18 protein-coding genes are annotated in these 23,216 nt (G+C 57.3%); 4 read left to right on the forward strand and 14 right to left on the reverse strand.

Annotation, left to right across the window (positions count from 1 at the left end; all coding sequences use genetic code 11):
- Positions 1 to 12 precede the first annotated feature (12 nt).
- From R5R33_RS00635 to ppsA, 5 genes are all read right to left on the reverse strand, one after another.
- Complete coding sequence (locus R5R33_RS00635; protein WP_318954153.1) at positions 13 to 2,238, reverse strand: acyl-CoA dehydrogenase; 2,226 nt, start codon at positions 2,236 to 2,238, stop codon at positions 13 to 15.
- A gap of 118 nt (positions 2,239 to 2,356) precedes the next feature.
- Complete coding sequence (locus tag R5R33_RS00640) at positions 2,357 to 3,199, reverse strand: DMT family transporter (RefSeq protein ID WP_318954154.1); 843 nt, start codon at positions 3,197 to 3,199, stop codon at positions 2,357 to 2,359.
- 1 nt (position 3,200) lies between these two features.
- A complete protein-coding gene (rraA, locus tag R5R33_RS00645) occupies positions 3,201 to 3,689 on the reverse strand; it encodes a ribonuclease E activity regulator RraA (RefSeq protein WP_318954155.1) in 489 nt (162 codons plus the stop codon).
- A 214-nt stretch (positions 3,690 to 3,903) separates the two neighbouring features.
- On the reverse strand, positions 3,904 to 4,476 hold the full coding sequence (locus tag R5R33_RS00650; RefSeq protein WP_318954156.1) for a L,D-transpeptidase: 573 nt from the start codon (positions 4,474 to 4,476) through the stop codon (positions 3,904 to 3,906).
- Positions 4,477 to 5,027: 551 nt separating this feature from the next.
- On the reverse strand, positions 5,028 to 7,394 hold the full coding sequence (gene ppsA, locus R5R33_RS00655) for a phosphoenolpyruvate synthase (RefSeq protein WP_318954157.1): 2,367 nt from the start codon (positions 7,392 to 7,394) through the stop codon (positions 5,028 to 5,030).
- Positions 7,395 to 7,619: 225 nt separating this feature from the next.
- On the opposite strand from ppsA, the gene ppsR reads away from it, so the two are divergent.
- The 3 genes from ppsR to R5R33_RS00670 all read left to right on the forward strand — a co-directional run bounded on the left by ppsR (position 7,620) and on the right by R5R33_RS00670 (position 10,449).
- Entirely contained in the window at positions 7,620 to 8,498 is an 879-nt protein-coding gene (gene ppsR, locus R5R33_RS00660) for a posphoenolpyruvate synthetase regulatory kinase/phosphorylase PpsR (RefSeq protein WP_318954158.1), read from the forward strand.
- A 169-nt stretch (positions 8,499 to 8,667) separates the two neighbouring features.
- Positions 8,668 to 9,999, forward strand: coding sequence for an aminodeoxychorismate synthase component I (pabB, locus tag R5R33_RS00665; protein ID WP_318954159.1), 1,332 nt, complete (start codon positions 8,668 to 8,670; stop codon positions 9,997 to 9,999).
- A gap of 177 nt (positions 10,000 to 10,176) precedes the next feature.
- Positions 10,177 to 10,449, forward strand: coding sequence for a hypothetical protein (locus R5R33_RS00670; RefSeq protein WP_318954160.1), 273 nt, complete (start codon positions 10,177 to 10,179; stop codon positions 10,447 to 10,449).
- An 85-nt stretch (positions 10,450 to 10,534) separates the two neighbouring features.
- Here R5R33_RS00670 and cysB read toward each other — a convergent pair whose 3' ends face one another.
- The 5 genes from cysB to R5R33_RS00695 all read right to left on the reverse strand — a co-directional run bounded on the left by cysB (position 10,535) and on the right by R5R33_RS00695 (position 17,384).
- Entirely contained in the window at positions 10,535 to 11,509 is a 975-nt protein-coding gene (gene cysB / locus R5R33_RS00675) for an HTH-type transcriptional regulator CysB (RefSeq protein ID WP_318954161.1), read from the reverse strand.
- Between the two features lie 276 nt (positions 11,510 to 11,785).
- Complete coding sequence (locus R5R33_RS00680; protein WP_318954162.1) at positions 11,786 to 12,703, reverse strand: 5'-nucleotidase; 918 nt, start codon at positions 12,701 to 12,703, stop codon at positions 11,786 to 11,788.
- 13 nt (positions 12,704 to 12,716) lie between these two features.
- The gene (locus tag R5R33_RS00685) at positions 12,717 to 13,397 is read right to left on the reverse strand and encodes a TetR/AcrR family transcriptional regulator (protein ID WP_318954163.1); all 681 of its coding nucleotides are present in this window, start codon (positions 13,395 to 13,397) and stop codon (positions 12,717 to 12,719) included.
- Positions 13,398 to 13,525: 128 nt separating this feature from the next.
- Positions 13,526 to 15,898 (reverse strand): TonB-dependent receptor, encoded by a 2,373-nt coding sequence (locus tag R5R33_RS00690; protein WP_318954164.1) that lies wholly within the window; start codon positions 15,896 to 15,898, stop codon positions 13,526 to 13,528.
- A gap of 178 nt (positions 15,899 to 16,076) precedes the next feature.
- Entirely contained in the window at positions 16,077 to 17,384 is a 1,308-nt protein-coding gene (locus R5R33_RS00695; protein WP_318954165.1) for an NAD(P)/FAD-dependent oxidoreductase, read from the reverse strand.
- A 257-nt stretch (positions 17,385 to 17,641) separates the two neighbouring features.
- Here R5R33_RS00695 and R5R33_RS00700 point away from each other — a divergent pair, with 257 nt between their 5' ends.
- Entirely contained in the window at positions 17,642 to 18,976 is a 1,335-nt protein-coding gene (locus R5R33_RS00700) for a glutamine synthetase family protein (RefSeq protein WP_318954166.1), read from the forward strand.
- A 62-nt stretch (positions 18,977 to 19,038) separates the two neighbouring features.
- Here R5R33_RS00700 and R5R33_RS00705 read toward each other — a convergent pair whose 3' ends face one another.
- The 4 genes from R5R33_RS00705 to R5R33_RS00720 form a co-directional block, all read right to left on the reverse strand.
- Positions 19,039 to 20,697, reverse strand: coding sequence for an alanine/glycine:cation symporter family protein (locus R5R33_RS00705; protein WP_318954167.1), 1,659 nt, complete (start codon positions 20,695 to 20,697; stop codon positions 19,039 to 19,041).
- A gap of 287 nt (positions 20,698 to 20,984) precedes the next feature.
- The gene (locus R5R33_RS00710) at positions 20,985 to 22,016 is read right to left on the reverse strand and encodes a D-cysteine desulfhydrase family protein (protein WP_318954168.1); all 1,032 of its coding nucleotides are present in this window, start codon (positions 22,014 to 22,016) and stop codon (positions 20,985 to 20,987) included.
- Between the two features lie 132 nt (positions 22,017 to 22,148).
- Positions 22,149 to 22,481 carry a preprotein translocase subunit YajC gene (gene yajC, locus R5R33_RS00715; RefSeq protein ID WP_318954169.1) on the reverse strand — a complete coding sequence of 111 codons (333 nt, stop codon included), beginning with the start codon at positions 22,479 to 22,481 and terminating at the stop codon, positions 22,149 to 22,151.
- Positions 22,482 to 22,616: 135 nt separating this feature from the next.
- Positions 22,617 to 23,063 carry a helix-turn-helix domain-containing protein gene (locus tag R5R33_RS00720; protein WP_043316188.1) on the reverse strand — a complete coding sequence of 149 codons (447 nt, stop codon included), beginning with the start codon at positions 23,061 to 23,063 and terminating at the stop codon, positions 22,617 to 22,619.
- Positions 23,064 to 23,216 lie beyond the last annotated feature (153 nt).

The raw sequence follows: 23,216 nt of genomic DNA on the forward strand, positions 1-23,216 counted from the left end.
CTCCTCCAGTCCCTATTTGCCAGCAGGGGCAAGGGATTCGTAGTGATCCACCTGGATGGCTTGGTTGACGGCAGCGGCGGTTCTGCGGATTTTTTCTGCCTCTTCCGCGCTGATCAGTTTCTTCGCCAGGGCCTTGTCGATGGCATCGTCATTCAGTGGCCGCAGCCCACCTTTTTTCATCTTGTCGCGGATGTTTTCGGTCTGGTGGCTGCTAATAAACGCCTGTTCGACGATGTCGATGCCATCACCGGGGTTGCCGAGAAATACGCCTTTGGTCAGACGATCGCGGGTTTCACCCGGCTCCATGATCAGGTTGGCACAGGCGCGCGCCTGGCGGTCGGATGCGGCGCGGATGCTGTGCCCCCAGGGCATGGTGAGGAACTGCATCAGCTGGCCGATAAAGCGTATCGGGAAGTTGTGAAATACCTCAATCAGGCTCACCTCGATATTGTGGAAGCCGGCGCGCATGGCAAATTCCAGCAACGGGCGATCCGCCGCGGGGCTGCCGTCGTCGTTGAAACGTTTCAGGGTGGCGCTCATCAGATAGAGTTCGCTGAGCACATCCCCGAGCCGCGCGGAAATCAGCTCCTTGCGCTTCAGCTCGCCACCCAATGACATCAGCGAAATTTCCGTCACCAGGGTCAGCACCGCGGAGTAGCGGTTCATCTGCCGGTAGTATTTGGCCGCATCCCCTACCCCTTTCGGGCTGCTGGCAAACAGTCCCCCGGTCCAGCCGTGGAAAGCCGCTCGGCAGAAGGTCTTTAACTGGAACAACGCGTGTTTTGGCAACAGCGCATCCAGCTGTTTCAGCCCCTCCGTTGCATCCGGATTGGTGGCCGCTTCCATTTCCTGCAACAGGTACGGATGGCAACGGATCGCGCCCTGGCCGAAGATCATCAGGCTGCGGGTGAGAATGTTCGCCCCCTCGACGGTGATGGCCACCGGTACCGCGCGGTATACGTTGCCGAGGTAGTTCAGGGGGCCATCCATGATGGCCTTGCCCGCGTGGATATCCATGGCGTCATTGACGGCTTGGCGCAAACCGTTGGTGGCATGCGCCTTCATGATGGCTGACACCACGGCGGGCTTGCGCCCCTGGTCCAGCGCGCGGGTGGTAGTCTTGTGCGCAGAATCCAGCACATACGCGATGGCGGCAATCTCTGCCAATCGGCGCTGCACACCCTCGAATTTACCGATGGGAATGCCGAACTGTTCGCGGATGTGCGCATAGGCACCGGTGGTGCGCGCCGCCAGCTTGGCGCCGCCGGTGGAGAGTGATGGCAGTGAGATACCGCGCCCCGCGGCGAGCGCACTCATCAGCATATGCCAGCCGTGGCCGATGTTTTCCTGGCCGCCGATGATCCAGTCCATGGGGATGAATACGTCCTTGCCCCAGTTAGGCCCGTTCATAAATGCCTGCAGCGCCGGCAGGTGGCGCTGGCCGATGGTCACCCCGGGGGTATCGGTGGGCACCAGTGCCACGGTGATGCCCAGCTCTTCTTCCTCGCCGAGAATGTGGTCGGGGTCGTAGAGTTTGAAGGCGAGACCGAGAATCGTCGCCACCGGCCCCAGGGTGATATAGCGCTTGTGCCAGTTCACTCGCATGCCCAGGGTTTTTTCGCCGTTGTACTCCTGGTAACAGACCACGCCGTTATCCACCATGGCCGCCGCGTCAGAGCCGGCCTCCGGGCTGGTCAGGCCGAAACAGGGAATCTCGCGGCCATCGGCAAGACGCGGCAGGTAGTGGTTTTTCTGCTCCTCGGTACCGTGGGCCATTAGCAGCTCGCCTGGGCCGAGTGAATTCGGCACCATCACGGTAACGCCGACACTGGTACTGCGCGTGGAAATCTTGGTCACGATCTGCGCGTGCGCGGTGGGCGAGAAGCCGAGGCCGCCAAATTTTTCGGGGATGATGATGCCGAAGAAGCGGTTCGTTTTCAGAAAGTCCCAGATCTCAGGTGAGATGTCGTGGTCTTCATACGAGATCTTCCAGTCATCCACCATCCTGCAGAGCTCTTCCACGGGACCGTCGATAAACGCCTGCTCCGCTTGTGTGAGCTCTGGCGGCCCCATGTTCAGTAACTGGTTCCAATCCGGCTTGCCGGATAGTAACTGTGCATCCCACCAGACTTCCCCCGCTTCCATGGCCTCGCGCTCGGTGTCGGAAATCGGGGGCAGGACTTTTTTAATCCAGTTCAACAGCGGCGCGGTGATCCACTTCTGGCGCAGGTTGCTCATAACCTTTCCTTGTCGATCCATTTCAGCTGAAAAATACGACTATCGGCGGATGCGTGCCGTCAGCCATGTGCCTGCAACTATAGGCAATGAACAGTCCCTCATTACCATCACGATACGATCAGGCAAATGCCAGCGTGCCAACGCCGCAGAAAATGATCAATGCAGCCAGCAGGCGTTGGGTGGAAAACCGCTCATTCAGCAGGAATACCGAAATCACGGAAGCAAACAGGATGCTCACCTCTCGGGTGGCGGCCACCGCCGCCACCGGCATCATCGACGTGGCCCAAAGCGCAATGCCGAAACCGCCGGTAGCCAGCACCCCGGACAGGGAGCTGCGCAGCAAATTGGCACGGGCAAATGCGAGGCCTTTCAGCGGCCGGGTACACAGCACGGCGAGAATGACACCGCCACCAGAAAGGATTTCCAGCCAGGCAACATAGCTGAGTGGGTTGGCCACACTGCGTACACCCGCTGCACCAAGGGTGGTATAACCGGTAATGGCAATGCCGGTACCGAGAGAATAGAAAATCCCCTTACCGCTGACTCTCAGCTCTTTCATGATCAGCGCGAAAATACCGCAGGTTACCAGCAATACACCGGTAATCTGCAGCGGCTGCAGGGATTCATCCAGGAACAACAGCGCCGCAATCGATACCATCAGTGGGGTGACGCCGCGAGCCATCGGGTAGGCGGTACCGTAATCCAGCGCCTGGTATGAGCGGGATAGCAGAAAGAAATACAGATACTGGAAGAAGGCCCCGCCGACAAGAAAACCCAGGGCGTTTTTACCGGGCAGCGGCAGCTGCGTCGCCAGTGCCGCGCCGACCAACAAGCCGACACTGCGAATCATCGCCAGCTGCAGGAAACCTTCACCACTGTGTTTGACCACCGCATTCCATACGGCGTGCGCAAGGGCAGACAGCAGTACCAGCGCAAATAAAATGGATTCCGATATTTCCAATTCACATAAGCGGTTGGGGAGAAACTATCACGCCGTTATTATCAGCGTATACATACTCTCCAGATTTAAAGGTGACGCCGCCGAAAGTCACTGCGATATCACGCTCACCGACCCCTTTTTTGTCGGTCTTCATGGGGTGGCTTCCCAGCGCCTGTACTCCTAACTCTAGTCCAGAAATCGCATCCACATCCCGGATGCAGCCGAACATCAGGATACCCTCCCAACCATTTTGTACCGCTTTTTCCGCCAGCAGGTCGCCGAGACAGGCCCTGCGCATGGAGCCCCCGGCATCCACCACCAGAACCTTGCCAGTACCCTCTTCCGCCACCAGATCCCGGACCAGGGAGTTATCTTCAAAGCATTTGATGGTCACGATCTGCCCGCCAAACTGCTCCCGGCCGCCGTAATTGATAAACATCGGCTCCACCACCTGGACCAGTTCCGGAAACTCGTCGCACAGATCGGGGGTGGAAATTGTGGTGAGGCGCATGACGTGGACTCCTGTTTATTGTTCGCAATTGCACCAAGTTGGCCGATTCATCTTAGCGGCAGGAGAATCCTCGCGCAGCGCACAAATAAAAATGCCGGGAATTCTCCTGATGGATAATCCCCGGCAAATGGCTTGTCCCCTCTCACTAAGTGGACAAGCGGGCTTGCCAAATCAGCTCAACGGCAAATGCACATAAACTGCCTGTCCTCCTCGCTTAATAGCTCACCCGAACCGGCATGCCGACACGGGCATACTGGTAGAACTTGCTCGCCATATGCGGGGGCATGCGCACACAACCGTGGGAAGCCGGGTAGCGCGGTACATGACCTGAAGCATGCAGCCCAATACCACCATTAAAACGGATATAGTGATTCATTTTCGCGCCGCGGTAATAGGTACCCGCGGGGCGACGATGTTTACGGGTATCGACATCGGCCTTTACCACTCTACCGGTGGAACTGTCGACATAGCTGCCGTAAATACTGGAGCGGTGGTTGGGATTTTTGGCCAGCACGCGGAAGTGACCGGGTCTTGTGCTGAATCCTTTTTTGCCCGAGGACACCAGCGAGACCCCCACTAGACGGGAACCTTTGTAAAAGTAGGCCTTTTGCTCCGACAGATTGATTCTGATCGATGGCGATCCGGAAGAATTCATCGCCGCCTCATCGTCAAACCAATTAACGCCGCTTTGCGCGCCGGCCAAATTCGGCCACAGACTGCCGACGAGGGTTCCCAGCAGCAACATCAACACTGCTAACAGACGCCGCGTACCCTGTGCAGAATCCATTGCCACTACCGTCATATTTACCGGAGACGATACGCCCTGCTCACATTCGGTGAAGCTTCTTTGTGGTGTGCGCTTATCTGGCGTGTATTGGGGACTTCTTTGCATGGTGCACCTCAATCAGAACTCAACTCGTCAGGACTTCAAGCGAAGGTAATCACTACATGAAGCGAAGGTAATCACTACATGGGCAGTGAAATAGACGCCCCGGAAAAACTCTCCATAAAATAGGAATGTTTTTGCGGGAACCATTTCGATTCTATTGACTGAGTGTCGCGCTCTTAGACTGATTTCCATCCCCAATCGGGCGTTTTATGGAGATTGGCGATGGACTTAGGGTGCAGGAATACCGATCACAAGATCATGGACCGGTGGCCCACAATGACGTCTTTATGGAAAAACACGCAAGATTGGGAAATTGTTTCGAGTGCAGGTGAAAAAAAAGCGACCACAAAGGTCGCTTTTTTCAGAGTCAAGCCCAATCCGCTGGTGATTCGGCGTCAGGCTAGATACGTAACCGGTGGACCTTACGGACCGCTGTCGGAGCGCGTATCTCAGGCTTTCTGGTTATTCGCCAGATACAACCAGGTATCTACCGCGGTATCCGGGTTGAGGGAGACGCTGTCGATACCCTCGTCCATCAGCCACTGTGCGAAATCCTTGTGATCGGATGGACCCTGGCCGCAGATACCCACGTACTTGCCCGCCTTCTTACAGGCTTGAATAGCGCGGGACAGCAGCATTTTCACCGCCGGATCGCGCTCGTCAAACAGCTCCGCCACCAGACCGGAATCCCGGTCCAGGCCCAGGGTCAGCTGTGTGAGGTCGTTGGAGCCGATGGAGAAGCCGTCGAAGTACTGCAGGAAGTCTTCCGCCAACAGCGCGTTGGACGGCAGCTCACACATCATGATGAGCTTGAGGCCGTTCTCGCCGCGCTTCAGGCCATTTTCTTCCAGCAGTTCCACCACCTGACGCGCCTCGTCCGGGGTGCGCACGAAGGGCACCATGATCTCCACATTGGTGAGGCCCATTTCGTCGCGCACTTTTTTCAGTGCACGGCACTCGAGGGCAAAACACTCGCGGAAATCCTTGGAGCGATAGCGGGAAGCACCGCGGAAACCGAGCATCGGGTTTTCTTCACTGGGCTCGTACATCTGCCCGCCCACAAGGTGCGCGTATTCGTTGGACTTGAAGTCCGACAGGCGCACGATCGCACGATTCGGGGCAAAGGCCGCAGCCAGGGTGGAAATACCTTCCACCAGCTTCTCGACAATAAAGTCTTCCGGCGAGGCGTAACCGCCGATGCGGTTGCGGATATTCTGCTGCAGATCTGCCGGCAGGCGATCCAGCTCCAGCAACGCCTTGGGGTGAATACCGATCATGCGGTTCAAAATGAACTCGAGTCGCGCGAGTCCCACACCCTGGTTCGGCAGATTGCTGAAGGCAAACGCACGATCCGGGTTGCCCACATTCAGCATGATCTTGAACGGCAGTTCCGGCATATCGCTCACCTCGGTGAGGGAGCGCTCGAAATCCAGCTGGCCGGCCATCACGAAGCCGGTATCCCCTTCCGCACAGGTCACGGTAACCGGGGTGCCGGTGGTCAGTTTTTCGGTGGCGTCGCCACAGCCTACCACCGCGGGAATACCCAGCTCGCGGGCAATGATCGCGGCGTGACAGGTACGACCGCCGCGATTGGTGACAATGGCGCTGGCCTTTTTCAGTACGGGTTCCCAATCGGGGTCGGTCATGTCGGTGACCAGGACTTCGCCGTCCTGCATCTTCGCCATGTCTTCCACGGACTCCAGCACCCGTACCGGGCCGGCACCAATACGCTGACCGATGGCGCGACCTTCACACAGGATGTCACTGCGCTCCTGGAGCTTGTAACGCTCGATGCTGGTGCCGGTGTCGCGGGAGCGTACGGTCTCGGGACGCGCCTGTACGATAAACAGCTTGCCACTGTCACCATCTTTGGCCCATTCGATGTCCATCGGGCGCTGGTAGTGGGCTTCGATCTTGCGCGCCTGATTGGCGAGATCGGTGAGCTCCGCGTCGGTGAGCGAGAAGCGCAGACGATCCGCCTCGGACACCTGCACGGTTTTGACCGAACGGCCGCATTCGCCGCTCTGGTCGTAAATCATTTTGATGGCCTTACTGCCGCGGTTGCGGCGCAGAATTGCCGGTCTACCTGCTTCCAGCGCGGGTTTATAGAGGTAGAACTCATCCGGGTTCACTGCGCCCTGTACCACGGTCTCACCGAGGCCGTATGCGGCGGTAATGAAGATCACATCGCGGAATCCGCTCTCGGTATCCAGGGTGAACATAACCCCGGAGGCGCCGGTTTCACTGCGCACCATGTGCTGGATGCCCGCGGACAATGCAACCCCCACATCCGCATAGCCGGTGTGTACCCGGTAGGCGATGGCGCGGTCATTGTAGAGAGAGGCAAACACCTCTTTTACCGCCTGCAGCACCGCGTCGATGCCGCGGATGTTCAGGAAAGTCTCCTGCTGGCCGGCGAAAGACGCGTCAGGCAGGTCTTCCGCGGTTGCCGAAGAGCGCACAGCCACTGCAGTTTCGCCGCCACCCAGAGCTTCATAACCGGCGCGGATTTCCGCTTCCAGCTGGGCCGGGAACGGGGTCTCCAGCAACCAGTTGCGAATCTCCTCGCCCGCCGCCGCCAGCGCGGTAACGTCTTCAACATCCAGACCTTTCAGTCTTTCAGCGATCCGGGTTTCCAGCTGGGCACCGGCCAGGAATTCACGAAATGCGTCAGCGGTAGTGGCAAAACCACCCGGTACACTGACTCCGGCACCGGAGAGAGAAGAGATCATCTCCCCCAGTGATGCGTTTTTACCGCCGACTTTGTCGACATCCGCCATGCCCAACTTCGCGAATTCGAGAGTGTGAATGCTCAATGGATTGCCCTCTGCAACTGCGTATTCAGGCCGCCGATTATAAGGAAGGGTTTTGTAAATAATACCCCGCAATAAGCGGGAAAAACGGGTATTTTCTGTTGTAATTTTTCTACAAAAAATGCGGGAATCCATGTCAGAGCACCCGCGGACAAGCAAAAATCCGCACACGAATTTATCCAGCCACTGATATACCATTGTCGACAAACCAGCGGAGACCTATCGGCAATGAGCGACGAACAGCGCAGCGAGAATCCAAAACAGGATACAAATTCCGAAAGAACCACCAAAAAACGCACCGCGTTTTTTATTTCCGATGGCACCGGCCTCACGGTAGAGGGGATAGGCCACAGCCTGCTGGCACAATTTCGCGATCAGCAGGTCGAACAGGTAACCCTGCCCTACGTGGATTCAGAAGTCAGAGTCAACCAGGTGCTGCAGCGCATTGAACGCGCCGCGCAGGAATCCGGGCTGCAGCCGATCATCATCACCAGTATCCTGTCCGACCAGATACGCAAACAGCTGCACCAGAGTTCTGCGCTGATGCTGGATGTATTTGAAAGTTATCTCGCACCGCTGGCCGCGCTGTTTGGTACCGACCCTGCGCGCACTGTAGGGGTTTCCCACGGGATCGCGGACAACCGCCGCTATACCGCGCGTATCGATGCGGTGCACTATGCAATGGACAACGATGACGGGCGCCGTACCCGGGAGTTTGAAAGCGCGGACATCATTCTTGTCGGCGTCTCCCGCTCCGGTAAAACCCCCACCTGCCTCTACCTCGCGTTGCAATTCGGCCTGCGCGCCGCCAATTACCCAATCACCGAAGAGGATATGGATTCCACCTCGCTGCCGAAAATACTGCGCCCCTTTCAGCACAAGCTGTTCGGCCTTACCATCGATCCGCGCCGTCTGATGAGTATCCGTCAGGAGCGTCGCGCAAACAGCCGCTACGCATCGCCGGAGCAGTGCGAGTTCGAGGTCCGCCAGGTAGAGCAGATGCTGCGACGCGCCCAGGTCCCATACCTCGATGCGACCGAACTTTCGGTGGAAGAACTCGCCACCAGACTGATGTCACAGGCCGGGATCGAGCGCAGGATCAGCTAAATTTTCTGTATTGGTTGCACAGAAATTCGCCTGAACATCAATCCGTTTTGGCGTCGATCTGATTTGGAGTAAAGTAGCGCCGCCCAAAAGGCCGGCTCGCCAGCCCCGAAACAACCCGTTATGAGAATCAGTCTGAGCGGATAACCCGCCCGAAGCTTTGGTTGACGTTTTGCAAATTGTTTCCCTGCCCTACTCGCTCAACACCGGCGCCGCGTTTGCGGCACTCGCAGATCTGCCCTGCCCGGTGTGGCTGGACTCCGGCCAACCCTCGGGCCGCGGCGGCCGCTTTGACATATTGAGCGCGGACCCGGTGAGCGGGCTGATACTTTCCGCCACAGACCCGGCGCCGTTTGAAGCCCTGGATGATCTGTTGTGCGAGCTGGCACCCCAGGAAGTGGACCAGCAGCTGCCGTTCTGTGGCGGCGCCATCGGTTTCGCCGGCTACGAGCTGGGCACCGCCGGCAACTTTCTCCCCGCAGACGACCGCACTACCCCGCTGCCCGCGGGCTACTTCGGCCTCTACACCTGGGCACTGATCGTTGACCACCAGCTGCAGGCAAGCCACCTGGTGTTCCACCCCGCATGTACAGAGATGCAGAAACGGGACCTGCGCGCGCGCTTCAGCGCCATCGACTGGAGCCAGGCCCCGCGCACGGAGGCCTTCCGTCTCACATCCGCGTTCGAACACGAATTTACCGCGGAAGAGTACCGCACGCGGATAGCGCGGATTCTGGAATACATCGTCGCGGGCGATATCTACCAGGCCAACTTTACCCAGCGCTTCAACGCCGGCTTTGAGGGGAGCTCGCTGACCGCGTATCTGGCCCTGCGCCAACTGGCCGCTGGCCCCTTCTCCGCATTTCTGTCCCTGCCGCAGGGCGACATCCTCAGCCTGTCACCAGAGCGCTTCATCCTCGCCGATGGCCGGTTTCTGCAGACGGAGCCGATCAAGGGTACCGCCCCGCGCAGTACCGACCCGAGCCGCGATCGCGAACTTGCCAGCACACTGGCGTCGAGCAGCAAGGACCGCGCGGAAAACCTGATGATTGTCGATCTGTTGCGCAATGATTTCGGCAAGGTTTGCACCCGCGGCAGTGTGCGCGTGCCATCGCTGTTTGAGCTGCAGAGCTTTGCCAATGTCCATCATCTGGTGAGTACCATCACCGGGCAGCTGCAGGAGGATACCGAGTTTGCACAGGTGCTGGCGGCCAGCTTCCCCGGCGGTTCCATTACCGGTGCGCCGAAGCGACGGGCGATGGAAATCATTCGCGAGCTGGAACGGAGCCCGCGCGGTGTCTACTGTGGCAGTATCGGCTATATCAGCAGCTGTGGCCGCGCGGATACCAGTATTGCGATACGTACGTTAACCGCCAGCAAAGGGAAACTCAGCTGCGCTGCGGGCGGCGGCATCGTCGCGGATTCCGATCCCGCCGCGGAACACAAAGAGTGCCTCGACAAGGTCCGCTTGCTGCTGGACACCTTGGAAAGCCGCTTCCTCTGACCATCGACCAAGTGCCCGCCCAGGTTATAACCCTATCGCCCATCGGTATTTCCAAGGTTTTTTCCCGTCTGCTAGATTTCGCGTCAATCCTCTACATTTTCCATTCCACTGCGTCGCCACAGCGGCGCTGGATACCCGCACAAGGTTGGTGGGGCGCAAATCATAAGGCCGTGTCACATGCACATTACCCTGGTCAAAAAAATCCTCGCCGATGGTTCCCTGTGTGCCAAATGCAACGACGTTGAACAAAAAATCAAGGAAAACGATCAGGGAAAATATCTCGATGAAATTCTGATTGCCGACGAACGGGATGCGCAAAGTCCGGGCATGCAGCTGGCCCAGCGCTTCAATGTACAGCGTGCACCGTTCTTTGTTGTGGAAGAGGAAGGCAAGGAACCCGAGGTTTACACCGTGTACTTCAAGTTCGTGAAGGAAGTGCTGAACCGCTGAAGCAGCACCGCACCTGATTGCAAAGTAAAAAAGCCCGGTATTCTCTGCCGGGCTTTTTTCTTTTTAACAAGGGAAAACGTGCCGTTCAATAAACCGGCAATTCAACATGAGAGAACAGCTCGTCCACTTCTGCTCGGGACGATGCCTGTGATGCCTGCTCCACCAGTTCGCGGGTGAGATGAGGCGCGAACTGTTGAATAAATTCGTACATGAAACCACGCAGGAAAATACCCTTGCGGAACCCAATTTTGGTCACACTGGATTCGAACAGCTCACTTGCATCCAGGGCCACCAGATCGCTGTCTTCTTCTTCCACCGCCGCCATATCGGCGACGATGCCAATGCCGAGCCCCAGACGCACATAGGTTTTGATGACGTCTGAATCCGATGCGGTGAATACGACCTTGGGCGAAAGCCCCTTTTCCAGAAATGCCTCATCGAGCTTGGAGCGCCCGGTAAAACCGAACACATAGGTGACGATGGGGTATTTGGCGACGTCTTCCAGGGTTAACTTGGAGACCTGACACAATTCGTGCCCCTTCGGCACCAGCACACAGCGGTTCCACCGGTACACCGGCATCATCACCAGGTCACTGAATAACTCCAGTGCCTCGGTGGCGATGGCAAAGTCGGCAGTACCATCCGCGGCCATTTCGGAAATCTGCATTGGAGTGCCCTGGTGCATATGCAGGGACACTTCAGGATAGCGGGCGATAAAAGACTTGATCACGGCGGGCAGCGCATAGCGTGCCTGGGTATGGGTGGTGGCGATGGCGAGGCTGCCGCGCCTGTCATTACTGAACTCCTGCGCGACCTGCTTGATGTTTTCCACCTTGCGCATGATCTCGCCGGCGGTTTTGAGGATGGCTTCGCCGGCCGGGGTCACACGCGTAAGGTGTTTGCCGCTGCGGGCGAAAATCTCCACGCCCAGCTCGTCCTCCAGCAGCCGGATCTGTTTACTGATCCCCGGCTGCGAGGTAAACAGGCTCTGTGCGGTGGCAGAAACATTGAGATCGTGGTGTGCCACCTCCCAGATATAACGCAACTGCTGAAGCTTCATCGCCTCTCCCTGTCAACCACGCGGCGCGAGCCTGCACGCGTCGTGCAGCGCTCAAATTTACGCCAGCTATTGGTTATAAAAACTAAGCAAGTATATGCGGGAAAAGCATAGCAGCGAATACGCTAGCGAGCCAATAGCACACATTCCAAAGAGGTCAAAAAACGAGGAAAAGGTCACCGAATGTGGCGACCTTTGGAGAGAAACACGCAAGGGGACCAGAAATTACAGGAAATTATTCCGCAGTAATCCGCTACAACCCACAGATCTGATTGCGCGCTAGCTATCCAGGTTGGCAATGCCGTGGGGAACATGGCCGGTAGCTACGTGGGCGCCGGCAGAGGCGCAGTGGTTGGGCTGATCATCAAAGAATACATCGGCACCAAAGGCCCGCAGGAACTCCCCTTTGGGCAAACCGCCAAGGAAGATGGATTCGTCGATACGGATATTCCAGGCCCTCAGGGTACGGATAACCCGCTCGTGCGCCGGTGCGGAGCGCGCGGTGACCAGGGCCGTACGGATCGGGCAGGATTCCGGATTGAATTCTGCCTGCAAGTGCTGCAATGCCTCGAGAAAACCCTTGAAGGGCCCTCCCTGCAGTGGCTGCCTGGCGGAAGCACGCTCGGCTGAGGTGAAGGCGGCGAGACCCTCGCGCTTGAAGATCTGCTCGGCCTCGTCGGAAAAAATTACCGCATCGCCATCAAAGGCAAAGCGCAATGTGTCGTCGCCTCGCTGGCGCGCACCGCCGGGAATCAACGTGGCAGCGGCCACTCCCTGCTCCAGTGCGCGGCGCACGTCGCCGCCATCGGTAGAGAGGAAAAGATGGCAGCCAAAAGGCGCGATGTAGCGATACGGGCTTCCGCCATTGCAGAACGCAGCGCGGCTGATCTGGAGCCCGTAGTGTTCGATGGAATTGAACACCCGCAGTCCGGTATCGGCACTGTTACGCGACAGCAGGATGACCTCAACCCTGGGCTCCCCATCGAGGCGCTCGTTGATCTGCAGGAATTTCTCCACCAGGGAAAACGCCTCGCCCTTTGGCAACACGTCGTTTTCCCGCTCGATCTGATACGAAGAAAACGCATCCACTCCCTGCTCCTCGTAGATCTGGTGGCTTTCGCGCAGATCAAACAGGGCCCGGGAAGAGATGGCGATGGTGAGCTTATTACCCCTGGGGGATTTCGGTGCGTTGCTCATGGTCACTCAGCGCTCACGGCGCCTCCACATCATCAAGCCCGGAGGGCTTTAATTCGTCGCGGTGCGGCTCCAGCAACACCATCAACATATTGAGCAGGTCCTCTCGGGTGCGCCGCGAGCGCTCGCCCTGCTGGTTTACGATAACCAGCAGCATGGCATGACATGTCTCCAGCGTGGCGCGGGCGAGACGGTTGGTCTCGTTGGGGGGACAACGAAAGCCCAGGCGCCGGAACATATCCACCAGATGGTTGATGACCATTTCATCGTGCCGCTCATCCAGCTGATGCAGTTCCGGGATACCCCACATCGCCTGCACCAGGGGCAGCAGTCCGCGCTGCTCGCGGTAGACGGAGAGCCAGCGGCTCAACAGGTCATCGAGAAAAGAGCGCAGGTCCAGATTCTCCAGCTCGCCCGCGGCCATATCGTCGAGGCGCTCGCTGAGGCTCGCCAACCACTGCTCGCCCATGGCGTAGAGGATCGCGTGCTTGTTCGGGAAGTAGTGATACACGGAGCCGACGGACACACCGAGCTCCTTGGCAATCAGGATGGTGGTGAGGTCGTTCAGCCCGACCTGCTCCAGCAGGCGGCCGGTGGTATCCAGTATCTGACGGGCGCGCTCGCGGGCGCGGGCCTGAACCGGCTCCCGTCGCGGCGACAACTGATTTCTGCGGCGATTCTGTTCTGCGGTCGACACTTCGTGATCCTTTCTACTGAAGTGCCATTTTTAACACAAATGAGGGACCTGATTAACAAAAAAGCCGGCAATGGTTGCCGGCCTTTTTGCTCATCCTGCGAGATGAAGGGAGAAACGGAAGGTGGGGATCAGAAACGGTAGTCGAGGCTGATTCCCGCCACACGTCCGCGAGACGGGTCGGTCTGGGTGGCCGGCAGGTTGTAATCTGCTGCCGCGTAGCCCCAGTGGTAATACTCCTCACCGGTCAGGTTTTCCACGTAAACACCGGCGGTCCAGTTTTCGCTGGGCGCGGTGAGCGAAGCACGCAGATTAACCAGTCCGCGGCTCGCCAGCTTCACCTCTTCGGTGTTTTCCAGGTCGGCGAACTGCTCACCGGTATAGGTGTACTCACCGGAAAGGGCCAGGCTGCCGAAGCCCACATCGGTGGTGTAGGTCAGCACGGTTGCCGAGGAAAACTCCGGAGAGAATGCCATCTGGTTGCCGTCGCACTCCTCGCACAACTCTTCCGGCGCACCGGTGAACTCGGTATCGAGCCAGGCGAGCCCCATGTACAGATCCAGATTGTCGGTAATCAGCCAGCGGGCATCCACTTCTAGACCCTGCCCTTCACTTTCACCCACGTTGCGGGTTACCGCCGCGGCGCCAATGAAGAAGGCCTGCTGCAGGTCGTCGTAGGTGTACTGGAATGCGGCCGCGTTGATGTGCAGGCGGTTGTCCAGCAGACGGGCCTTCACACCCAGCTCATAGGACAGAACCTGCTCTTCATCAAAGCTGTTGGGCTCACCGGTGGAGCTGTCGACGGTCCACTCATACTCTTCCAGCCAGGCATCCGGATCTTCGGCATAGGCCGCATCATTGATGCGGTAGGTCAGGTAATCGAAACCGCCGGACTTGTAACCGGTAGCCACACTGGCGTAAGCGGTAACGGAATCGGAGAAATCGTGGTTCAGCGTGGCGCGACCGGAAATGTTGCTCCAGGTCTTGTCGCCGGTAATCGGACCATCGGTAAACATGGCCTGGTAGTTCCAGCCCGCGGTCCAGGTGTCCGGCCACGGGGAGTCCACGGTGTATTTCTTCTGGTCTTCGGTATAGCGCACACCGAGGCCGAGGCTGGTGGACTCGGTCAGGTCAAAGGTGGTGTTCGCAAATACGCCCCAGCCGCTGAATTCACCGCGGGTGTATGCCTCCTCTACAGACATGCCGTCGGGCACTACCACGCCACCGGGAATGGCCATGCCCGCAGTGGGCGCGTATTCCCAGGTTTCGCCACCGGTCCAGAAGGCATCATCCATCTCATCGGGGAATACTATGGCGAGCTCGTCACAGGTCATGGACGAGTTCACGCCGAGCTCGTAGTCCACTTCCATGGCACCGGCGCAGATGAAGTCCTCGGAGTCGACACCGGCAAAGTATGCGTCCAGATCTTCCTGGTAGTAGCTGGCACCCAGCACCCAGTTGAACGGGCCGGAATTGTTGGAGGTCAGGCGGAATTCCTGGCTGAAGAACTCCCCGGACTGATCCCGCACAAAGGTGTCGATGGACTGCCCAGTGCCGTCGAAATCTTCTACATAGGTGTAATTATGGGTCTTGTAACCGGTGATCGAGCTGAAGGTCACATCACCCATCTCGCGCTCGATGTTGAGAATCGCATCGGCGATTTCAGCTTGGTCGGTACCCTGCTGATCGTTGTAGACCTGATCGTAATCGCCCTCGGTGCCGAGAGCGCGGTAGATGGTACCGTCGCTGATGCGGTCTTCGTACTGTGCCAACAGGGTGATAGTGGTGCCTTCAATACCCTCGTACACACCGGTAAAGCGCATGGCATCTGCCTCGCTGGCACCCAGGTTGCGACCGCCAGCGAGGTTTTTCACATGACCGTCTTCTTCCTGGTGAATACCAGAAATACGCACTGCAAAATCTTCGCTTACCGGCATATCCACCGCGCCTTCGACGTTCAGGCGGCCGTATTCACCGGCATTTACCGAGATCTCGCTGCCAAATACATCCCCGGGCTTGCGGGAAGTCATGGAAATTGCACCGGAGGCGGTATTGCGGCCAAACAGGGTACCCTGCGGCCCTTTTACGATTTCCACACGATCCATGTCGAACATGGTCGGGGTGGCGCCAGTGCGGCTCTGGTAAACGCCATCGAGGAACACGCCCAGCGCCGGGTCACTGCCGGTACCGAAGCTGTTGTTGTTCACACCGCGTACGGACACGGAATCGAAGAAGGAATCCGTGGTATCGCCGGAAATACCGGGGGTGATCGCGAACAGGTCCTTGAAGTCGCTGAGGTTGGAATTTTTGAGGGTCTCGCCAGAAAAGGCACTGACGGACATCGGCACATCTTTCAGGGACTCGGCACGCATCTGCGCGGTGACGGTCACCTCTTCGATCTCCGGAGCAGCGATGGCGCCGCTCGTGATAGTAAATACAACGGCACCAATGGTAGAGGCCAGGATATGTTTTTTGCCTGCAAACGGTTGATCTGACTGCGTCATCGTTACTCCCCGTGGGTTATTTTTGTTCGGGTTTCTGCCCATTCATTACCACTTAGGACGGACCCGGAGATTGAACTGACCGGCCTGTTATCCCACAAACCGAACAAATATTCAATTTTTGGCCCCACTAAAAAACCTTCAGTCGAAGACGCAGCAGTTTCATAGCGGAAGCCACCAATTACCGGCCCAGCTTGTCCTTCAAGCTGTAATAGAGCATTCCCGCTACCAGCCCAGGCCAACGCAACAGTGTTCCACCGGGGAAGCTGGGCGTTGGAATGCGCGCCAATATATCAAACCTTTCCTCGGTGCCGGCAAGCACTTCTGCGAGTATTTTCCCGGCGAAGGTAGCCGTCGGAACGCCGTGCCCCGAATAGCCCTGGCTGTAGTACACATTCGGCTCAAGCCGGCCGATGCTGGGCATTCTGTTCAGGGTGATGGCGAGCGTGCCCCCCCAGCCAAAATCGATGCGGGTATCTGCGAGTTGCGGATAGATTTCCAGCATGTACTTGCGCACGAAAGCGCGAATGTCCTGAGGGAATCGGGAGGAGTAATTCTCTCCCCCACCGAAGACCAAGCGGTTGTCACCGGAGAGTTTCCAGTAATTGATGACAAACAGCGTGTCCTGGAGCGCGTAGTCGTTTGCGATCAGCTCCCGCGCAAGCTCCTGCGGAAGCGGCTCGGTCGCCAGCACAAAGTTATTGATAGGCATGATGCGCCCCGCCATCCTCGGTTCCAGGCCGCCGAGATAGCCATTACAGGCAAGCACTACATTGCGGGCGCGCACACTGCCCCTCGCGGTATTCACAATACAGGGATTGCCACCGTGATAGCTGGTGACCCGACTGTGTTCAAAAAACTGCACCCCGGCTTTTTCTGCCGCTGCGGCGAGCCCCAGCGCGTAATTGAGTGGATGCAGATGCAGAGACCCGCTATCCACCTGACCACCGTAAAATCGCTCGGAGCCCACCAGTGACCGCACCTCGTCGCGCTCGGCATAGCGCATTTTGTCGTAGCCGTAGCGCTGGTTCAGCACTTCCACTTCTTCCTTCAGCCAGGCGTCGTGACTGGGCTTTGCCGCCAGGTGCATGATGCCGCGCTTGAGATCGCACTGGATGTTGTGCTTGTGGATCAGATCCTCTACCAGCTGCACCGCTTCAAGCCCCATATCCCAAAGGACTTTGGCGGTATCGACGCCGAGCATTTTCTCCAGGTCTTCCTGGCCTTTGCGCTGGCCCACGCCAACGTGGCCGCCGTTGCGGCCAGAAGCGCCCCAGGCGATGCGCTCAGCCTCAAGCACTACCACCTTGAAACCGCGCTCGGCGAGATGCAGCGCGGTCGAGAGCCCGGTATAACCCGCACCAATAACGCACACGTCAGCCTCAACCACTCCCTCGAGTGCGTCGTATGCCGGCGTATCATTGGCGCTTGCGGCGTAATAGGAATCGGTGTGGCCGAGCAGCTTGGTAACAGTTCCACTGACTGGCATGTTTGAATCTCCGAAAACAGGCTGGTCCGCTCCGGTTTTGCATCCGGAATCTATAGAGCGCCCGAAACAAAACCGAATCATTATTCAAAATTTATTGAATGATAATTCGGTTTTTTGCCATAATCAAAGCCCACGTGCCGGAATACCGACAATCTTCACGAGCCGTGGCCCCGCCCTGCACCTGCCTGGGTCGCCGAGGCGGGATATATACTAATGAACCCCAATCGGGGAAAAGCCTTTCATCATCAAGGTGTAACATGGACAAGATTACCCAGTGGCTCGCAGAACACTCAATTTCCGAGGTCGAGTGCCTGGTACCGGACATGGCCGGAAACGCGCGGGGTAAATTTACCCCCACCTCCAAATTTCTCACCCAGGACAGCCGACTGCCGGAGAGTATCCTGGTGCAGACTGTTACCGGCGACTACGTCGACGAACACAATGAACTGGTGGACCCGGCAGATACCGACATGCTGCTGGAACCAGACCCCGGAACCATCCGGCTGAACCCTTGGGCCAACGAGCCCACTGCGCAGATCATTCACGACTGCTACACCCGCGACGGCAAGCTCCACCCTATTGCCACCCGCAATATTCTCAGGTTCGTACTCGACAAATACGCCGAACAGGGCTGGCAACCGGTGGTTGCCCCGGAAGTGGAGTTCTACCTGGTCAAACGCAATCTCGACCCGGATGAAAAACTTTCCGCTCCGGTCGGCCGCTCCGGGCGCACCGAGAAAACCCGGCAGTCCTACAGCATCGACGCCGCCAACGAGTACGAGGCGATCATCGAGGACATGTACGATTTCTGTGAAGCCCAGGGGCTCGATGTGGACACCCTGATTCATGAATCCGGCACCGCGCAGATGGAAATCAACTTCCTGCACGGGGATCCCCTGAATCTCGCCGACCAGGTGTTTACCTTCAAGCGCACCGTGCGCGAAACCGCGCTGCGCCACGGCATTTACGCCACCTTTATGGCAAAGCCGATGGAAGACGAACCCGGTAGCGCACTGCACCTGCACCAGAGCGTTCTGGACATCAAAACCGGCAAGAATATCTTTGTCGATGACGATGGCAATGAGACCGAACTGTTCAAGCACTTTATCGGCGGCACACAGGAATTTACCCCGGGCTTTATCACCTTTTTCGCCCCCAACGTGAATTCCTATCGTCGATTCACCCCGGAGATGGCGGCACCGACCAGCCTGCACTGGGGCTACGAGAATCGCACCACCGGCCTGCGCGTTCCCGACAGTGCCCCCCAGGCAAAACGTCTGGAAAACCGCTTCCCCGGTGCCGACTGCAACCCGTATCTGGCGATTGCCGCATCCCTCGCCTGCGGTTTTCTCGGCATGATGAAAAAGGTCAAACCGAGCGAACCCTACCAGGGCAGCTGCGCGTCCGAACCCATCACCCTGCCCCGCACCCAGGAACACGCACTGAACCTGCTGGCCGAGTGCCCCGAGGCGGCGGAAATGTTTGGCGAAAAGTTCGTGCGCGCCTGGGCGGCGATCAAACGCGACGAGTACGAAGAGTTCAACCGTGTAATCAGCTCATGGGAGCGGGAATATTTGCTGCTGAACGTATAAGTACCACCAAGTAATAAAAAACCCGGCATTGCCGGGTTTTTTATTGGGTTCAATTCCGCGGATTACTTGTGGCTGGGATCTTTCCAGTAATCCTTCACGGTCTCTTTCATTTCTCTTGCCAGCACCGAGATACCGAACAGGTTCGGCAGTGTCATGAGCACGATCGCCACCGCCGACAGGTTCCAGATGATGGTAGTGTCTTCAATGGCAGCCCAGAAAAAGGCCACGACATACACCAACCGATACGGCATTACCGATTTCGGGCCGAACAGGTAAATCATCGAGCGGTCGCCGTAGTAAGACCAGGCGATCGCGGTGGAAAAGGCGAACAGCAAAATACCCAAAGTAACGATGTAACTGCCGTACTCGCCGAAGAAACCCTTCTGGAAGGCCCGGTTGGTCAGCGCCACGGAGTGCAGCAGGGAGTTACCCCAGACTTCCACATTCGGGTTCACCAGACGACCACCATTCACGTTCAGCACACCAGAGAAGTTGTCGTTACCTACCCGGAACTCTACATCTTCCGCCACAGAGCGGGAGTTGATCACGGTGTATTCACTGCTGTTCAGTGGGCGGCCATCAGCAACCACGATGGTACCGGTATAGGGGCGAACCTCACTGCTGCGGCCACTCAGGAATCCGAACAACTCCTTAACGTGCGCCTCTTCCTTATCCGAGTAAGTGCCAGCAACCACCATCATGTCCGCGCGCTCGAAGCGATTCATGAACTTCTCGGTCCACACACCGGAAGACAGGATCACAAGACCGGTGAGAGTACAGATAATCAGCGTGTCGATGAAAGGCTCGAGCAGGGAAACCATGCCCTCGGAAACCGGCTCATCCGCGCGCGCCGCGGCGTGCGCAATCGGGGCGGAGCCCTGCCCTGCTTCGTTGGAGAACAGGCCGCGGTTTACCCCGCGGTTGAACGCGTAGGCGAAACTTGCACCGAGGAAGCCGCCCATTGCTGCGCTGCCATTAAACGCGCCGGAAAACACCTCAACAAAGGATGGAATGATGTTCTCGTAGTTGTAGAGGATAACCCCCAGTGCGCCGACGATGTACAGCACCGCCATTACCGGCACAATGGTAGAAGTTACCTTGGCGATACGGGTAATACCGCCAATGATCACCAGGCCGAGAAGAATGGCGAGTACACCACCGGTCAGCATTTTGCTGAGGCCAAAGGTGTCGTACATGGCCTGGGCGATATTGTTCACCTGCGGGAGGCTACCGGTACCGAACGAACTGATGACCGTGGCAATGGCAAAGATTACCGCCAGCCACTTCATGTTCAGGCGGCGCTCCATGTAAAACATCGGGCCACCAGCATAGAAGCCATCGGCAGCCTTGATGCGGTATTTATGCGAGAGAGTTACCTCGACGAACTTGGTCGTCATACCCAGGAATGCAGTCACCCACATCCAAAAGAGTGCGGCCGGACCGCCGAGGAAAATAGCGAGACCAACGCCGCCGATGTTACCGGTACCTACAGTACCGGAAAGCGCGGTGGCAAGTGCCTGGAAGTGGGAAGTATCACCAGGGTCACCTGGCTTGTCGTATTTACCACGCACAATCTTGATGGCGTGGCCGAAATAGCGGATCTGCGGAAACCCTAGGTAAAGGGTAAAGAAGAAGCCGACCGCCAACAATACATAAGGGAACCAGAACGCCGAACCCAGAAAGCCATCCAGCGTTAACAACAATTGATTGAACGATTCCAAACCAACCCCCACAACCTAATTATTTTGATTGATTTACCAACAAAACGGCAAAAAAACAGGCAATCCCACTTAACAAAAAAAACGGACGCCTCTCAAGTGCCGGGCAGAGTAGCAGTTTCGTCCGCGCGAGAACAGTAATCCGCCAATCAACAGCAGCATAGTCGTTGTTTCTGCCAAAAATTCAACAAATCGCTAATTTTCTCACCAATATCGACAATTCTGTCGTATATCCCTACCACCTGCCGATGGTGCAAATACCCGCAGATAAGGTCAGCGGCGCAAGCCGCTCACCCATCCGCCCAGCAGGCACTGAAACCCGCCCGCTGGGGAAAAACCCCAAATTGCCCACCGGTATGGACAAATACAATGTGCCTGCAACCGGCGTAATGCCCCTGCTCGATATCCTTCAGCAACCCGTGAAACGCTTTCCCCGTATACACCGGATCCAGCAAGATTCCTTCCAATTGCGCAGCAAGCGCGATGGTCTGGTATATCTCTTCGGTGGCGATGCCGTAACCGGGGCCGATATACTTGTCGTTCACATGAATACGCCGCGAGTCGAATGGAAATTCCTGAGCATAGGCCTCAGCCCACTGCCGCACATCCTCCTGTATCTTGTCGATGAAATAGGCTTCATTGTCAGACACGGCATAACCGGTAACCCCTGTGTCCGCGCCTAACATCTGGCAACCCAGCGTCAATCCCGCCTGAGTGCCGCCGCTGCCGCTGGCACACACCAGCCGGTCGGGCTGAAACCCCACTCGCCGACAGTCTTCGAGCAACTCTTCTGCACACTGCAAATAACCCCAGATTCCAAGCCCGTCGCTACCTCCAGTGGGGATACACAGCGCACGATTTCCCTGATTCTGGTAAAAGCTCGCCCATTCCTCAAACAGCTCAGGCAATCGACTCACGTATTCCCTCAGTGGATAGACGGAAACACGGGCGCCGGCGAGATAGTCCACCAGCAGGTTGCCGTCGGGTATATTCCCGCTAGTCAGTTCGGCCGCACCACGAAGAATCAAGTGAGCTTTCATTCCGCACTTGGCCGCGGCAAGCGCCGTGGCCCGGCAATGATTCGACTGCTCACCACCACAGGTAATCAGGGTATTGCACCCCCGCACCTTTGCCTCGGCAATAATGTATTCGAGCTTGCGCACCTTGTTGCCGGACATGGCACTCTCGGTGAGGTCATCCCGCTTGATCCAGACCTGAGGTCCACCGAATGGTGTTGAATAAAGCTCGGTGATCTTGTGTAGCGGTTGCAATGGCGTCGGCAGGTTCGCCAGGTGTTCGCGGGCGGGATATTGGATGCTCACGGTCTACTTCCTCTCCTAAGCAATCGGTCCATATTCTGGGCACAAAAAAACCCGGTGGGAAACCGGGTTTTTACTTTTCGCTCTAAATTCCCCAGCAAGTCACTGATACATGACATGGACGGGATCGGGCGATCAGATATTTTTGATGGTGCCTTTCGGCAGTACCGCGTGTACCGCAACTTTCTGGAACTTCAGCTTCATATTGTCAGCCACTTCCAGAATCAGGTAATCGTCGTCTACTTTTTCAACGCGACCCAGCATACCGCTGGTCATTACCACTTCATCGCCCTTCTTGAGCGCGCCGACCAGTTCCTGGTGTTCTTTCTGACGCTTGCGCTGCGGACGAATAATAAACAACCACATGAACACAAACAGACCAGCAAACATCAGCAGGGTTACCAGTGGGTTACCCTGAGGAGCCGGTGCGGCCTCTTGCGCCATAGCGGCAGGAATAAAGAAATCCATGTTCCAAACCTCGATAGAGTCAGTCTTAAATTCTGGGGGCCAACTCTAACGGCTTTGTCAAAATGAGGCAATCCAGAGCACCGGCGACAAACCGGAGCACTGGATTACGTGATGCGAGGTTTCTGTAGAAATTTCTCAGAATCTTTGACGAACCTGACGGCGATACCCCGTGGGGGACATCCCGGTCCAGCGCTTGAAAGCACTGGTAAAACTGGTTCTGTCGGAGAAATCGAGAATGCGCGAAATACCATCCACGCTCAGTGCGGTATCCTTCAGGAAGTGCACCGCATGACGGAAACGCACGTGATCACGCAGAGAGGCGAAACTCAGGTTATGCTCCTGCAAACGACGTTGCAGGGTCCGGGTAGACATACTGAGGTCAGAAGCTACGGGTCGAATTGCCAGAGATGCCTTTCCAATCCGTTGTTCAAGCACGTCGATTACTCGGGCGGCGATACCGAAGCTGGTAGCTTCCGGCGGCGCCAGCAACTGGTCAAGAATGTTCGGGTCACCGGACAGTCTTGCCTGCTGCAAGGGTTTGTCTTCTGAGAGCGAAGCTTGGTCTGGCTGAATATGGTTCATTGAGCTGCTCCTTGTTGGGTTCCTTGAGCCGCGGTTATTGTTCTAAGCCCGCTTCCTGCGAGTCCCTATTTACCACTGCCAGCAATATGAATACCGCCACTGCTGACTACTACCTGGGTGCGGGGGCGCACCTGAAAACAAGCATCGAAGCCT

This window comes from Microbulbifer pacificus (assembly GCF_033723955.1).
GTDB classification, from domain to species: domain Bacteria; phylum Pseudomonadota; class Gammaproteobacteria; order Pseudomonadales; family Cellvibrionaceae; genus Microbulbifer; species Microbulbifer pacificus.